We start from the raw sequence: 14,308 nt of genomic DNA, 5'->3' as shown, positions 1-14,308 counted from the left end.
GGGGGCGGGGGGGAGGCGGGGGGTGCGTTCATGCGGGCCGGACCTGTCGATGGATAGGGGGAGCGGGCGCCGCCAGGACCGGCGCGCAGGAGTCAGGGCGACATTATTGCAAATGTTTCTTGTTTGTAAATCATTATGCGTGGTTTTGCGGGCGCAGCCTGCGGCAATCCGGCCTGCCGCGACAGCGCTCTGCCGCGCTATCCTCGGCGCTTTTCCCCCGGAGGATCGCGATGTCCGTTTCCCCTAGCGTGGTGATCGCCGGCTGCGGCGATGTCGGCAGTCGCCTCGGCCTGCAGCTGCAGGCGGCGGGCTGGTCGGTGTACGGCCTGCGCCGCGACGTCGCGGCGCTGCCGGCGGGCCTGCTGCCGCTGGCCGCCGACCTGCTGCAGGCCGACTGCCCGGCGCAGTGGCCGGCCAGCGCGCCGGACTACCTGGTGTACTGCGCCACCCCGGCCAGCTCCGAGGAGAGCGCCTACCGCGCCACCTACGTCGACGGCCTACGTCACGTGCTGGGCTGGCTGGAACAGCGCGGCCAGCGCCCGCGGCGCCTGCTGTTCGTCTCCAGCACCGGGGTGTACGGCCAGCAGGATGGCGAGTGGGTCGACGAGAGCTCGCCCTGCCAGCCGGCGAGCTGGTCGGGGCGGGTGCTGCTGGAGGCCGAGGCGCTGGCGCTGGGCGGCGGCCTGCCCGCCAGCGTGGTGCGCCTGGCCGGCATCTACGGTCCGGGGCGGCGCTGGCTGCTCAGCCAGGTGCGCGCCGGCTACCGGGTGGCAGAGGTGCCGCCGCTGTACGGCAACCGCATCCACGCCGAGGATGCCGCCGGCCTGCTCGCCTGCCTGCTGCAGGCCGACGCCCGTGGGGTGGCGCTGGAGGCGGTGTACCTGGGGGTGGACGACGAGCCGGCGCCGCTGGCCGAGGTGGTCGCCTGGCTGCGCGAGCGCCTGGGGGTGAGCCACTGGGCGGCGGAGTCGGCCAGCCGGCGCGCCGGCAGCAAGCGCTGCAGCAACGCGCGGGCCCGCGCGCTGGGCTGGGTGCCGCGCTACCCGAGCTGGCGCGAGGGCTACGCGGCGCTGCTGGACGCCGGCGAGTAGTTCAGTCGCGCTCGAGCAGCCAGGCGCGGCGGCCGGGGCGGTACTGCGGCAGCTCCTGGTGCAGCGCCTGGTTGTCGGCGACGAAGATGCTCAGCTCGTCGCCCTCCAGGCGGAACAGCCATTCGCGGCCCTGCTCGGCGTTCTGCAGCCAGAGCAGCTCGTGCTCGTCGCTGCGCGTCGCGCAGTCGCCGGACAGGCACAGGGCGTACTGCTCGACGCCGGGCAGGCCCTCGACGCGGCCGTCCGGGTGGAAGCGCACCTGGCCGTTGCGGCCGTCGCCCTCGCGGATCGCCCAGTCGCCGCCGAGCAGGGCGGCGTACAGCGCCTGCTCGAAGGTCTGGCCGGGCAGCTCGTCGTCGGCCGCCGCGGTGGCGACGAAACGCTGCTCGGGGGCGCTGGCGCTGGGCTGCTGGACCAGCTCGTCGCCGTCGAGGACGAGGCTTTCCTGCAGGTCGCGGTTGAAGGTCACCTGCCAGCGTCGCTCGGCGCTGCCGGCCAGGTGGCCCTCGGCGACGTCGACGCCGTTGCTCGACCAGGCGGTGTGGCGCTGCGGGGCGAAGCGCCATTCCAGGGTGGGGCCGTAGGCCAGCAGGGCCTCGCGCAGGCGGCCGTTGTCGCTGGCGGCGTCGATGGCGTTCTGATTGATCCAGGTCCCGGCGATGTCGTCCGGGCCGCTGGCGCAGCCGCCGAGCAGGGCGCTGCACAGCAGCAGGGTCAGGGGAAGGGCATGGCGCATGCGGGCGTCCTTTCCGGAAGGGTGCGGGGGCGCGGGGGGCCGCGGCGGCGGGCGCCGCGGCCGGGACATCAGCCGAGGACCAGGATGCCGTCCATTTCCACCTGGGCGCCGCGCGGCAGGGCGGCCACGCCGATGGCGGCGCGCGCCGGGTACGGCTGCTGGAAGTAGCGGCCCATCACCTCGTTGACGGTGGCGAAGTTGCCCAGGTCGGTGAGGAAGATGTTCAGCTTGACGATGTCGGCCAGCGAGCCGCCGGCGGCTTCGCAGACCGCCTTGAGGTTCTCGAACACCTGCACGGCCTGGGCCTCGAAGCCCTCGACCAGCTGCATGCTGGCCGGGTCCAGCGGGATCTGCCCGGACAGGTAGACGGTGTTGCCGGCCTTGATCGCCTGGGAGTAGGTGCCGATGGCGGCGGGGGCCTTGTCGCTGCTGATGACGCTCTTGCTCATGGGAGCTCCTTGCGGGCTGTGGATGGCAGGCGCCGGGGGCGGCGCCCTGCGTTGGGAAAGCGGGCGGGGGCGGGCCGCCTCAGGCGCGCAGACGGGTGATGTGGCTGACGCCCTTGATGGTGCGCAGGCGCTTGATCACCCGCGCCAGGTGCACGCGGTTGTGCACGCTGACCACCAGCTGGACCACGCTGATGCGGCCGTCGCGCTCGTCCATGCTGATCTTCTCGATGTTGCCGTCGGCGCTGGCCACCGCGGTGGCCAGCAGGGCGATCAGGCCGCGCTGGTGCTCCAGCTCGACGCGCAGCTCGACGTTGAACTCGCCGGTGACGTCCTTGGCCCAGGACAGCGGGATGCACTTGTCCGGGTTGTGGCGGAATTCGCTGATGTTGCGGCAGTTGTCGAGGTGGATGACCATGCCCTTGCCGGCCGACAGGTGGCCGACGATGGGGTCGCCGGGGATCGGCGTGCAGCACTTGGCGTAGCTGATCACCAGGCCCTCGGTGCCGCGGATCGCCAGCGGGCCCTCGTGGCCGGGCATCTGCTCGCTGCCTTCCTCGGCCAGCAGGCGGCGCGCCACCACGTAGGCCATGCGGTTGCCGAGGCCGATGTCCTCGAGCAGGTCGTCGAGCTGCTCGAGCTGGTACTCGGCGAGCACCGCGGCGATGCGCTCGGCGGCGAGCCTCTCCAGGCGGCTGTCGAAGCCGGCCAGCGCCTTGTTCAGCAGGCGCTCGCCGAGGCTGACCGACTCCGAGCGGCGCTGCTGCTTGAGCGAGTGGCGGATGTGGGTACGCGCCTTGCCGGTGACCACGAAGTTGAGCCAGGCCGGGTTGGGCCGCGCGCCGGGGGCGGTGACGATCTCCACCGTGGCGCCGCTCTGCAGCTGTTCGGACAGCGGCGCCAGGCGGCGGTTGATGCGGCAGGCGATGCAGCTGTTGCCGACGTCGGTGTGCACCGCGTAGGCGAAGTCGACCGCGGTCGAGCCCTTGGGCAGCTCCATGATCCGCCCCTTGGGGGTGAACACGTAGACCTCGTCGGGGAACAGGTCGATCTTGACGTTCTCGATGAACTCCAGCGAGTTGCCGGCGCGCTGCTGCAGCTCGAGGATGCCCTTGACCCACTGGCGGGCGCGCTCGTGGGTACCGCGCGGGCTCTGCTCGTCGCTGGACTTGTACAGCCAGTGCGCGGCGATGCCGAAGTTGGCCATCTCCTCCATCTCGCGGGTGCGGATCTGGATCTCGATGGGCACGCCGTGCATGCCGAACAGGGTGGTGTGCAGCGACTGGTAGCCGTTGGCCTTGGGGATCGCGATGTAGTCCTTGAAGCGCCCGGGGAACGGTTTGTACAGGCTGTGCACCGCGCCGAGCACGCGGTAGCAGGTGTCGACCTTGTCGACGATGATGCGGAAGGCGTAGACGTCCATGATCTCGTTGAACGCCCGGCGCTTGCCGCGCATCTTCTGGTAGATGCTGTAGAGGTGTTTCTCGCGGCCCTTGACCTCGCCGTCCAGGCCCTCTTGGGCCAGGCAGTTGACCAGCGACTGCTGGATCTTGCCGACGATCTCGCGGCGGTTGCCGCGGGCGCGGCGCACCGCCTGCTTGATGCGCTCGGCGCGCATCGGGTGCATGGCCCTGAAGCCCAGATCCTCGAACTCGGCGAAGGTGTTGTGCATGCCGAGGCGGTTGGCGATCGGCGCGTAGATCTCCAGGGTTTCCTTGGCGATGCGCCGGCTCTTCTCATGCGGCATGGCGTCCAGCGTGCGCATGTTGTGCAGGCGGTCGGCCAGCTTGACGAGGATCACGCGGATGTCGCGGGCCATGGCCATGGCCATCTTCTGGAAGTTCTCGGCCTGCGCCTCGGCCTTGGTCTGGAAGTCCATCTGGGTCAGCTTGCTGACCCCGTCGACCAGCTCGGCGACGGTGCTGCCGAACTGCGCGCTGAGGGCATCCTTGGGGATGCCGGTGTCCTCGATGACGTCGTGCAGCATGGCGGCCATCAGGCTCTGATGGTCCATGTGCATGTCGGCGAGGATGCAGGCCACCGCCAGCGGGTGGGTGACGTAGGCCTCGCCGCTGCGCCGGCGCTGGCCGTCGTGGGCCTGCTCGGCGTAGTAGTAGGCGCGGCGGACCAGATTGACCTGGTCCGGCGTGAGGTAATTGCTGAGGCGGTCGGCGAGGGCGTCTATGCTGGCCAAAGTATTACTCCAGACCGGTCAGTGCCGGTGATTCAGGCGCGCGACGTCGACCCGGCAATTCAGATCTCCTCGCTGCCGTTTTCCTCGAAGGCGGCGAACAGCGGAGTCTCCTCGACGATGTCTTCCTGCTGCACCACTTCATGGTCGACCAGGCCTTCGGCGATTTCGCGCAGGGCCACCACGGTCGGCTTGTCGTTTTCCCAGGCCACCTTCGGCTCCTTGCCGCCGGTCGCCAGCTGGCGGGCGCGCTTGCTGGCGAGCATGACCAGTTCAAAACGGTTATCGACGTTGTCCAGGCAGTCTTCAACAGTGACGCGGGCCATGGTGTTCCTCGTGATTCAACGGCTGGGCCCGGCAGTCGCCGGGCGGATTGGATAGTCTAAAAAATCGCCAATGGTTAGGGAAGTGGCGAATGCGTCCGGGCGTCAGCGCAGCAGGCGCTCGAGCAGCTCGGCGTGGCGCTTCTGCTGCGAACCCTGGTGCAGCTGGCGGGCGCGGAAGATCGCCTTGAGGTCCTCCAGGGCATGGCTGAACTGGTCGTTGATCACCACGTAGTCGTACTCGACATAATGGCTCATTTCGCTGACCGCTTCGCGCATGCGCCGCTCGATGATCTCCTCGCTGTCCTGGCCGCGGTTGTTCAGGCGGTGGCGCAGCGCCTCCTGCGACGGCGGCAGGATGAAGATCGACTGCGCCTGCGGCATCAGCCGGCGCACCTGCTGGGCGCCCTGCCAGTCGATCTCGAGGATCAGGTCGAGGCCCTCGGCGAGGGTGCGCTCGACCCAGCGCTGCGAGGTGCCGTAGAGGTTGCCGAACACCTCGGCGTGCTCGAGGAACTCGTCCTGCTCGAGCATGCCGAGGAATTCCTCGCGGGCGACGAAGTGGTAGTTCACCCCGTCCACCTCGCCCGGGCGCATGCTGCGGGTGGTGTGCGACACCGACACGCGGATCTGCTCGTTGCTGTCGAGCAGGGCCTTGACCAGGCTGGTCTTGCCGGCGCCGGAAGGCGCGGAAACGATGTAAAGGGTGCCGTGGCTGCTGTTCATGGGGGTTTCTGTCACTACCGGAATCACTCGATGTTCTGCACTTGCTCGCGCATCTGCTCGATCAGCACCTTGAGGTTGACCGCGGCCTGGGTGGAGCGCGGGTCGAAGGCCTTGGAGCCGAGGGTGTTGGCCTCGCGGTTGAGTTCCTGCATCAGGAAGTCGAGGCGCCGGCCGGCGGCGCCGCCGGCCTTGAGCACGCGGCGCACCTCGCGCACATGGGTGCTCAGACGATCCAGCTCCTCGGCCACGTCACTCTTCTGCGCCAGCAGCACCAGCTCCTGCTCGAGGCGCTGCGGGTCCAGCTCGGCCCGCAGCTCGGCGAAGCGGTTCTCGATCTTCTGCCGCTGCGCGGCGAGCATCTGCGGCACCAGCTCGCGCAGGCTGTCGACCTCCTTGAGGATCGCCGCCAGGCGCTCCTCGAGCAGGGCGGCCAGGGCGGCGCCTTCGCGCTCGCGGCCGGCCTTGAGTTCGGCCAGGGCCTGCTCGAACAGTGCCAGGGCGGCAGCGTTGAGCGCCTGCGGGTCGGCGGCGTCGGCCACCAGCACGCCCGGCCAGGCCAGCACTTCCAGCGGGTTCAGCGGGGCCGGCTGGCTGATCAGCGCGGCCACCGCCTCGGCGGCGGCGATCACCTGGGCGGCGCGCTCGCGGTCGACCTGCAGGGCCTTGCCGGCGCTCTCCTCGGCCAGGCGCAGGGTGCACTCGACCTTGCCGCGCGCCAGCGCCTGGCGCAGCGCCTCGCGCACGCCGCCCTCGAGGTCGCGGAACGCCTCGGGCAGGCGCAGGTGCGGCTCCAGGTAGCGGTGGTTGACCGAGCGCAGCTCCCAGCTCAGGGTGCCCCAGGGGCCGGCGCTCTCCACCCGCGCGAAGGCGGTCATGCTGTGTACCATGGGCGATCCTCGCATTGGTAAGGGGGCGGGCGCCCGTGGCGCCGCGGATTCGATCCGCCAGTGTAACCCAGGCGCGTCGGCCCCCCAATCGCGGCGGTGGTTCGCCACGCCTGCGGCCCTCTATAATGGTTCGCACTTTCCCCCTCTTCGACAGGACCTGCCGATGAACCGTCCCAGTGGTCGCGCCGCCGACCAGATGCGCCCGATCCGTATCACCCGCCACTACACCAAGCATGCCGAGGGTTCGGTGCTGGTCGAGTTCGGCGATACCAAGGTGATCTGCACGGTGAGCGCCGAGGCCGGCGTGCCGCGCTTCCTCAAGGGGCAGGGCCAGGGCTGGCTGACCGCCGAGTACGGCATGCTGCCGCGCGCCACCGGCTCGCGCACCCACCGCGAGGCGGCGCGCGGCAAGCAGGGCGGGCGCACCCTGGAGATCCAGCGCCTGATCGGCCGCTCGCTGCGTGCCGCGCTGGACCTGTCCAAGCTGGGCGAGACCACCCTGTACATCGACTGCGACGTGATCCAGGCCGACGGCGGCACCCGCACCGCGTCGATCACCGGCGCCACTGTGGCACTGATCGATGCGCTGGCTACCCTGAAGAAGCGTGGCGCGCTGAAGCAGAACCCGCTCAAGCAGCTGGTCGCCGCGGTCTCGGTGGGCATCTACCAGGGCCAGCCGGTGCTCGATCTGGACTACCTGGAGGACTCGGCGGCCGGCACCGACCTCAACGTGGTGATGACCGACGCCGGCGGCTTCATCGAGGTGCAGGGCACCGCCGAGGGCACGCCGTTCCAGCCCGAGGAACTCAACGCCATGCTGGCGCTGGCGCGCAAGGGCATCGACGAGCTGTTCGAGCTGCAGCGCGCCGCGCTCGACAACTGAGACCGGCTGCGGCCGGGCCGGCGCCTGGTCCGGGAGGTGTGCGATGAACGACGAGCAACTGCCGGCGCCGCCCGGCCCGGACGCCGAGGCGCGCAAGTGGGCGATGCTCTGCCACTACGCGGCCTTCGCCTGGCTGCTGGCGCCGATGATCGGCAACGTCATCGGCCCGCTGCTGGTCTGGCAGCTCAAGCGCGAGAGCGATCCCTACGTCGACGCCCAGGGTCGCGAGGCGCTGAACTTCCAGATCACCGCGAGCCTGGCGCTGCTGGTCTGCGCGACCCTGTCGTGGGTGGCCTTCCCGCTGGCCGCGCTGGTCAGCGTGGGCGCCCTGGTGCTCACCGTGATCGGCGGGATCAAGGCCAACGAGGGCCGCGCCTGGCGCTATCCGTTCTGCATCCGCTTCCTCAGGTAGCGGACATGAAAAAGCCGACCCGCGGGTCGGCTTTTTCGGCGCTGCGGCCGCTCAGATGCTCAGCGTCCAGTCGTAGTCGACCACCAGCGGCGCGTGCTGCGAGAAGCGCGGCTGGCGCGGCAGCTGGGCGCTGCGCACGCTGCGGCGCATGCCGGGGGTGAGCAGCTGGTAGTCGAAGCGGAAGCCGAGGTTGAGCATCTGCGCCTGCTCGGTGTCCGGCCACCAGCTGTACTGCTCGCCCTCGCGGCTGACCTCGCGCAGGGCGTCGACGTAGCCGAGGTTGCCGAACACCTCGTCGAGCCAGGCGCGCTCGGGGGCGAGGAAGCCCGGCGCCTGCTGGCAGTCGCGCCAGTTCTTCACGTCCAGCTTCTGGTGCGCCACGTACAGCGAGCTGCAGTAGATGTACTCGCGGCGCTTGCGGCGCTGCTTGTTCAGGTAGCTGGTGAAGTCGTCCATGAACTTGAACTTGGCGTTCAGGTCGGCGTCGCCCTTCTGACCGCTGGGCATCAGCAGGCTGGCGATGCTGACCTTGTCGAAGTCGGCCTGCAGGTAGCGCCCGTAGCGGTCGGCCTGCTCGAAGCCCAGGCCGAAGATGATGGCCTTGGGCTGCAGGCGCGAGTAGATGGCGACGCCGCCCTGGCTCGGCACTTCGGCATCGACGGCGTACATGGTGTAGCCGTCGAGCTGCCAGGCGGGGTCTTCCATGTCATAGCACGAGGCGCGGGTGTCCTGCAGGCAGATGACGTCGGCGTTCTGGCTCTGCAGCCAGCCGAGCAGGCCGCGCTCCACCGCCGCCTGCATACCGTTCACGTTGACACTGACAATCCGCATAAATGGCCCCTGAAAAAACCTGTGTGTATGATACCCGACTTTCCTGTTTTTTGGCGGAATCGGGCATCTCATGCAAGCATATCAACGCGAATTCATCCGCTTCGCCATCGAGCGCGGCGTGCTGCGCTTCGGCGAGTTCACCCTCAAGTCCGGGCGCACCAGTCCCTACTTCTTCAACGCCGGGCTGTTCAACAGCGGCCTGGCCCTGGCGCAGCTCGGCCGCTTCTATGCCGAGGCGGTGCAGGCCAGCGGCATCGACTTCGACGTGCTGTTCGGTCCGGCCTACAAGGGCATCCCGCTGGCCAGCGCCACCGCCATCGCCCTGGCCGAGCAGCATGGCCGCGACCTGCCCTGGTGCTTCAACCGCAAGGAGGCCAAGGATCACGGCGAGGGCGGCACCCTGGTCGGTGCGCCGCTGGTCGGAAAGGCGCTGATCGTCGACGACGTGATCACCGCCGGCACCGCGATCCGCGAGGTGATGCAGATCATCCAGGCGCAGGGCGCACAGGCGGCCGGCGTGCTGATCGCGCTCAATCGCGAGGAGCGCGGCCAGGGCGAACTGTCGGCGATCCAGGAAGTCGAGCGCGACTTTGGTATACCGGTAGTGAGCATTGTCTCGCTGACTCAGGTGCTGGATTATCTGGCGCAGGATGAACAGCTCCGCCAGCACCTGCCGGCGGTCGAGGCGTACCGCACGCAATACGGAATCTGACCGGTACACGAAGTTTCAGGCCATACAACAACTATTAGAAACTCATTTTTGGATTGGCATGCCAGTTCAAGGCCTGCCAGGCGGTCATGTACGGACATGGCCGTCATGTCACAAGAATAAAAAAGATTAGTCGCGCAGGCTGCGCCATGGCTGGCCTGCATCTCTAACCTTTTCGAATAGTTGAACGTATGACCGACAATAATCAGAAAAGTTACCGCGAACTGCATAAGCCCAAATCACAGTTCGGATCGCGGGAAGAATATCTCGAGCACGAACTGACGATCATGTCGCCGCGGCGCTGGGGCATCAACCTGCCGCTGCGCGACTACCGCTTCGAGCTGGAGGACTGGGTGCCGGCGATGGCCGCCACCATCGGCAAGATCGTCATGGTCGCCGCGGTGGTGGCCGCCTTCGCCGCGCCACTGGGGCTGTCCAACGAGTTCGTCATCGAGAACGCCCGTTACGAGATGCTGATCGCCGCGCTGCTGTTCGTGGTGCTGTTCTCCGGCATCCTCAACCCGGCGGCCAACCTGGCCGGCACCCACGGCCCGCTGATTCCGCTGATTCCGCTGATCGTCGCCTCCGGTGGCCACCCGATGGCGCTGGGCATCATGGTCGGCGTGCTCGGCTTCATCCTCGGCATCAGCAAGGGCGGCAGCCTGCTGGCGCGGCTGACCAGCGACGGGGTGTGCGGCGGCCTGCTGCTGTACCTGGGCTTCATCGGCGTCACCTCGCAGATCAAGAGCCTGTTCGCCTGGGCCGGCGGTTTCGACATGGGTTATCTGGCCTTCGTGATCGTCTTCGCCACCATCGTCATGTATGCCTATCTCGAACATATCCGCATGCGCTGGCTGGCCATTCCGCTGGGCGCGATCATGGCCGCGGCAATTGCCTTCGCCCTCGGTGCGCCCTTCGAGTTCAAGACCGAGCCGGGCATTCCCAACCTGAATCCGGCCTACTGGTGGGGCGAGGACAGCGGCTGGCAACTGGGCCTGCCGGAGTTGCAGCACTTCATCGCCGTGGCGCCCTTCGCGGTACTGGCGGTGGCCATGTGGTCGCCGGACTTCCTCGGCCACCGCATCTTCCAGGAACTGAACTATCCGCCCAAGGCCAAGAAGGTGCTGATGAACATCGACGACACGATGTGCATCGCCGCGGCGCGGCAGATCGTCGGCACTTCCCTGGGCGGCGGCAACCTGACTTCTTCCTGGGGCACCTACATGGTGCCCGCGGCCATCGCCAAGCGGCCGATTCCGGCCGGCGCCATGCTCACCGGCCTGCTCTGCGTGATCGCCGCGCTGTGGGGCTACCCGATGGACCTGGCGATCTGGCCGCCGGTACTCAGCGTGGCCCTGCTGGTCGGCGTCTACCTGCCGCTGCTGGAGGCCGGCATGCAGATGACCCGCGAGGGCAAGACCTCGCAGTCGGCGGCCATCGTGATCTTCTCCTCGGCGCTGGTGAACCCGGTGTTCGGCTGGTCGCTGACCATGCTGCTGGACAATCTCGGCCTGATCGGTGACAAGGAGCGCGGCCAGAGCCTCGGCCATCGCGATCGCTGGATCATCCCGGCCGCGGTGTTCCTCATCCTCTGTGGCGTGATGGCGGCGATCGGCATGTTCCCGGGCATTCCGGCGCTGCTGGAGTCGTTCCGCGACCTGGCCTGATCGGCTGCTCCGCGGCAGACAAGGGGGAGCCTCGGGCTCCCCTTTGTCGTTTTGCCGAACCGCTTCACGCTCTGCCCGTCCCGCGCTTTTGTGGCGCGGCGACGGGGCGGGTATCCTGCGAGATCGGCAGGCGATGTTCCGGGCAGCGGTTGTCCGGTTGGGAGAACGAGGTGAGAGGCTGAGCGATGCGGATGGGGAACGTGCTATTGCTGCTGCTGGGGCTGCTGGCCGCGACGACGGTGCAGGCCGAGCTGTATCGCTACGTGAACCGCCAGGGGGTGGTGGTGCTGGACCGCCAGGGCGTGCCCCCCGAATACGTGGCCAACGGCTACGAGGTGCTCAACGACCAGGGGCGGCTGATCCGCGTGGTGCCGCGCGCGCCGACCGTCGAGGAGCTGCGCCGCCAGGCCGATCAGGCGCGCCAGGCGCAGGCCGATGCCCAGCTGCGCCAGCGTTACGCCAGCCTCGCCGACCTCGAGCAGACCCGCGCCCAGCGTCTGCGTGACATCGACTCCTTCGCCGGGGTCAACCATGCCAACCTGCAGAGCGTGGACGGCCAGCTGGCCTCGCTGGAGCGCCAGGCCGCCGCGCGCCAGCGCGCCGGCCAGGCCGTGCCGGCGGGCCTGCTCAAGCAGATGGAGGATCTGCGCCTCGAGCGCGGCCGCCTCGAGAGCGAACTGCGCCGCCTGGACGGGGTGCGCAAGAGCGTGGAGGCGGAGTTCGCCGCCGACCGTGCGCGCCTCGAGCAGCTGCTCGGCGCCGGTCGCTGACGACGCCGCGGGTGACGCCGCTCCCGGAGGAGCGGCGCTGGCCCTCAGCCCTGGCGGGCGTTGCTGATCAGGGTGCCGACGCCGCTGTCGGTGAAGATCTCCAGCAGCACGGCGTTGGGCACGCGGCCGTCGATGATGTGCGCGCTGTGCACGCCACCCTGCACCGCCTCGAGGGCGCAGCGGATCTTCGGCAGCATGCCGCCGTAGATGGTGCCGTCGGCGATCAGGCCGTCGACCTGCTCGGTGGACAGGCCGGTCAGCACGTTGCCCTGCTTGTCGAGCAGGCCGGCGGTGTTGGTCAGCAGCATCAGCTTCTCGCACTTGAGCGCCTCGGCCACCTTGCCGGCCACCAGGTCGGCGTTGATGTTGTAGGACTCGCCGTCCTCGCCGACGCCGATCGGCGCGATCACCGGGATGAAGTCGCCGGCCACCAGCATGTTGATCAGCTCGACGTTGACGCCAACCACCTCGCCGACGTGGCCGATGTCGATGATCTCCGGCTGGGTCATCTCCGGGGTCTGGCGGGTGACCTTGAGCTTCTTCGCCTTGATCAGGCCGGCGTCCTTGCCGGTCAGGCCGATGGCGCTGCCGCCGTGCTGGTTGATCAGGTTGACGATGTCCTTGTTGACCTGGCCGCCGAGGACCATCTCCACCACGTCCATGGTCGCTGCGTCGGTGACGCGCATGCCGTCGATGAAGTGGCTCTCGATGTTCAGGCGCTTGAGCAGGTCGCCGATCTGCGGGCCGCCGCCGTGCACCACCACCGGGTTGATGCCGACCGCCTTCATCAGCACGATGTCGCGGGCGAAGCTGGTCTTCAGCTCGTCGCTTTCCATGGCGTTGCCGCCGTACTTGACCACCAGGGTCTTGCCGCTGAAGCGGCGGATGTAGGGCAGGGCCTCGGCGAGGACTTTGGCTACCTGTTCGGCAGCTTCACGATTGAGGGGCATGCTGGGCTCCAGTGATGTCAGAAGGGCAGGTCCAGGTCGGGGGCCACGGCCTTGAGCTTGGCGTGGAAGACCTGCTGGATCCGCGAAAGTTCAGCGGCGTCGTCGGCCTCGAAGCGCAGCACCAGCACCGGGGTGGTGTTGGAGGCGCGCACCAGGCCCCAGCCGCGGGGGTAGTCGACGCGCACGCCGTCGAGAGTGAACAGGCTGGCCTCGCCCCACTGCGTGTCGCGCTGCAGGGCCTCGATCAGGGCGAACTTGCGCTCGTCGCCGACCTTGATGTTGATCTCCGGGGTGGACAGGGCGACCGGGAAGTCGGTGAACACCTCGGCGGCGCTGCGGCTGTCCAGGCTGAGAATCTCCAGCAGGCGTGCGGCGCTGTAGATGCCGTCGTCGAAGCCGTACCAGCGCTCCTTGAAGAAGATGTGCCCGCTCATCTCGCCGGCCAGCAGGGCGCCGGTTTCCTTCATCTTGGCCTTGATCAGCGAGTGGCCGGTCTTCCACATCAGCGGGCGGCCGCCGTAGCCGCGGATAAGGCCGGCCAGGCCGCGGGTGCACTTGACGTCGAAGATCACGTCGGCGCCGGGATTGCGGCTCAGCACGTCGCGGGCGAACAGCATCAGCAGGCGGTCGGGGTAGATCATCTCGCCTTCGTTGGTCACCACGCCGACGCGGTCGCCGTCGCCGTCGAAGGCCAGGCCCAGGTCGGCGCCGGTGGCCTTGACCGCGGCGATCAGGTCGCGGAGGTTCTCCGGCTTGCCCGGGTCCGGATGGTGGTTGGGGAAGGTGCCGTCCACCTCGCAGAACAGCGGGATCACCTCGCAGCCGAGTTCCTCGAGCAGTTGCGGTGCGTTGACGCCGGCCACGCCGTTGCCGCAGTCGACCACCACCTTGAGCGGGCGGGCCAGCACCACGTCCTCGACGATGCGCTGCTGGTACTGCTCGAGCGGCGCGCTCTGGCTGCGCGTGCCGCTGCCGCTGGCCAGGTCGCCGTCCTGCAGGCGGCGGTAGAGGGCCTGGATGCGTTCGTTGGCCAGGGTCTCGCCGGCGATGACGATCTTGAAGCCGTTGTAGTCCGGCGGGTTGTGGCTGCCGGTGACCATCACCCCGCTGCGGGCGCCGAGCACGTGGGTGGAGAAGTACAGCACCGGAGTCGGCAGCATGCCGACGTCGGTGACGTGGCAGCCGCAGTCCTGCAGGCCGCGGATCAGCGCCTCGGCCAGCTCCGGGCCGGACAGGCGGCCGTCGCGACCGACCACCACGGCGGGCTCGCCGCAGGCCAGGCTCTCCGAGCCGATGGCGCGGCCGATCCAGTAGGCGGTTTCGCTGGTCAGGCTGTCGCCGACCACGCCGCGGATGTCATAGGCGCGGAAGATCGCGGCCGGCAGTTGCGGGACGTTGGAGGTGTTCATCGGGGCGGGAGGCTCCATCGGAGTGGGCGACAGGCTGTCGCTGTCGAGCAGGTCGAAGACGTCCGCCGCCAGCGGTTTGCCGGCGGGCAGTGGTGCGGGTGCGGCCGGCTTGGCGGCCGGTTCGCTGGTCGGCAGGGTGGCCAGCAGGGCATCGAGGTCGCCGAGGCCGTCGCTCGGTGTCCGCGCGGCGGGGATGAGCGGTGCGGGAGCCGGTCGCGGCGGTTCGCGGCGGCGCTGCAGGGCCGCGCCACCGAGGGCACCGGCCAGCCCCAGCAGG

At 68.9% G+C, this 14,308-nt stretch carries 15 protein-coding genes; 6 read left to right on the top strand and 9 right to left on the bottom strand.

Annotated elements, in window-relative coordinates; genetic code table 11:
• Positions 1-230: 230 nt before the first annotated feature.
• The gene (locus E5198_RS17745) at positions 231-1,091 is read left to right on the top strand and encodes an SDR family oxidoreductase (protein ID WP_136491286.1); all 861 of its coding nucleotides are present in this window, start codon (positions 231-233) and stop codon (positions 1,089-1,091) included.
• A gap of 1 nt (position 1,092) precedes the next feature.
• Here the strand turns inward: E5198_RS17745 and E5198_RS17740 are convergent, their stop codons facing one another.
• From E5198_RS17740 to E5198_RS17715, 6 genes are all read right to left on the bottom strand, one after another.
• Positions 1,093-1,827, bottom strand: a complete 735-nt coding sequence (locus E5198_RS17740) for a hypothetical protein (protein ID WP_136491285.1) — start codon at positions 1,825-1,827, stop codon at positions 1,093-1,095.
• A 68-nt stretch (positions 1,828-1,895) separates the two neighbouring features.
• Positions 1,896-2,276, bottom strand: coding sequence for a RidA family protein (locus E5198_RS17735; protein WP_136491284.1), 381 nt, complete (start codon positions 2,274-2,276; stop codon positions 1,896-1,898).
• A gap of 79 nt (positions 2,277-2,355) precedes the next feature.
• On the bottom strand, positions 2,356-4,467 hold the full coding sequence (spoT, locus tag E5198_RS17730; protein WP_136491283.1) for a bifunctional GTP diphosphokinase/guanosine-3',5'-bis pyrophosphate 3'-pyrophosphohydrolase: 2,112 nt from the start codon (positions 4,465-4,467) through the stop codon (positions 2,356-2,358).
• 59 nt (positions 4,468-4,526) lie between these two features.
• Positions 4,527-4,790, bottom strand: a complete 264-nt coding sequence (gene rpoZ, locus E5198_RS17725) for a DNA-directed RNA polymerase subunit omega (RefSeq protein WP_136491282.1) — start codon at positions 4,788-4,790, stop codon at positions 4,527-4,529.
• 102 nt (positions 4,791-4,892) lie between these two features.
• Positions 4,893-5,513 carry a guanylate kinase gene (gene gmk / locus E5198_RS17720; RefSeq protein ID WP_136491281.1) on the bottom strand — a complete coding sequence of 207 codons (621 nt, stop codon included), beginning with the start codon at positions 5,511-5,513 and terminating at the stop codon, positions 4,893-4,895.
• Between the two features lie 23 nt (positions 5,514-5,536).
• On the bottom strand, positions 5,537-6,400 hold the full coding sequence (locus tag E5198_RS17715; protein WP_136491280.1) for a YicC/YloC family endoribonuclease: 864 nt from the start codon (positions 6,398-6,400) through the stop codon (positions 5,537-5,539).
• A gap of 163 nt (positions 6,401-6,563) precedes the next feature.
• Here E5198_RS17715 and rph point away from each other — a divergent pair, with 163 nt between their 5' ends.
• Together rph and E5198_RS17705 are read left to right on the top strand one after the other, a co-directional pair.
• Positions 6,564-7,283, top strand: a complete 720-nt coding sequence (rph, locus tag E5198_RS17710; protein WP_136491279.1) for a ribonuclease PH — start codon at positions 6,564-6,566, stop codon at positions 7,281-7,283.
• Positions 7,284-7,326: 43 nt separating this feature from the next.
• Positions 7,327-7,695, top strand: a complete 369-nt coding sequence (locus E5198_RS17705) for a DUF4870 domain-containing protein (RefSeq protein ID WP_136491278.1) — start codon at positions 7,327-7,329, stop codon at positions 7,693-7,695.
• Positions 7,696-7,746: 51 nt separating this feature from the next.
• On the opposite strand, the gene E5198_RS17700 is transcribed toward E5198_RS17705, so the two are convergent.
• Positions 7,747-8,526, bottom strand: a complete 780-nt coding sequence (locus tag E5198_RS17700; RefSeq protein WP_136491277.1) for an exodeoxyribonuclease III — start codon at positions 8,524-8,526, stop codon at positions 7,747-7,749.
• Between the two features lie 70 nt (positions 8,527-8,596).
• Here E5198_RS17700 and pyrE point away from each other — a divergent pair, with 70 nt between their 5' ends.
• The 3 genes from pyrE (at position 8,597) to E5198_RS17685 (ending at position 11,672) form a co-directional block, all read left to right on the top strand.
• Positions 8,597-9,238 carry an orotate phosphoribosyltransferase gene (gene pyrE / locus E5198_RS17695; RefSeq protein WP_136491276.1) on the top strand — a complete coding sequence of 214 codons (642 nt, stop codon included), beginning with the start codon at positions 8,597-8,599 and terminating at the stop codon, positions 9,236-9,238.
• Between the two features lie 188 nt (positions 9,239-9,426).
• Complete coding sequence (locus tag E5198_RS17690) at positions 9,427-10,902, top strand: DUF3360 family protein (RefSeq protein ID WP_136491275.1); 1,476 nt, start codon at positions 9,427-9,429, stop codon at positions 10,900-10,902.
• A 191-nt stretch (positions 10,903-11,093) separates the two neighbouring features.
• Positions 11,094-11,672 carry a DUF4124 domain-containing protein gene (locus E5198_RS17685; RefSeq protein ID WP_372239893.1) on the top strand — a complete coding sequence of 193 codons (579 nt, stop codon included), beginning with the start codon at positions 11,094-11,096 and terminating at the stop codon, positions 11,670-11,672.
• Between the two features lie 44 nt (positions 11,673-11,716).
• On the opposite strand, the gene argB is transcribed toward E5198_RS17685, so the two are convergent.
• Together argB and E5198_RS17675 are read right to left on the bottom strand one after the other, a co-directional pair.
• Complete coding sequence (gene argB, locus E5198_RS17680) at positions 11,717-12,622, bottom strand: acetylglutamate kinase (RefSeq protein ID WP_136491273.1); 906 nt, start codon at positions 12,620-12,622, stop codon at positions 11,717-11,719.
• A 17-nt stretch (positions 12,623-12,639) separates the two neighbouring features.
• Positions 12,640-14,308 (bottom strand): phosphomannomutase/phosphoglucomutase (locus tag E5198_RS17675; protein WP_178084094.1); only part of this gene is annotated, 1,669 nt, incomplete at its 5' end.

The sequence above is a fragment of the Pseudomonas sp. A-1 genome (assembly GCF_004801855.1).
GTDB lineage: Bacteria > Pseudomonadota > Gammaproteobacteria > Pseudomonadales > Pseudomonadaceae > Geopseudomonas.
Note: the sequence above shows the minus strand (reverse complement) of the source record. Positions and strands in the feature narration are given on the sequence as shown.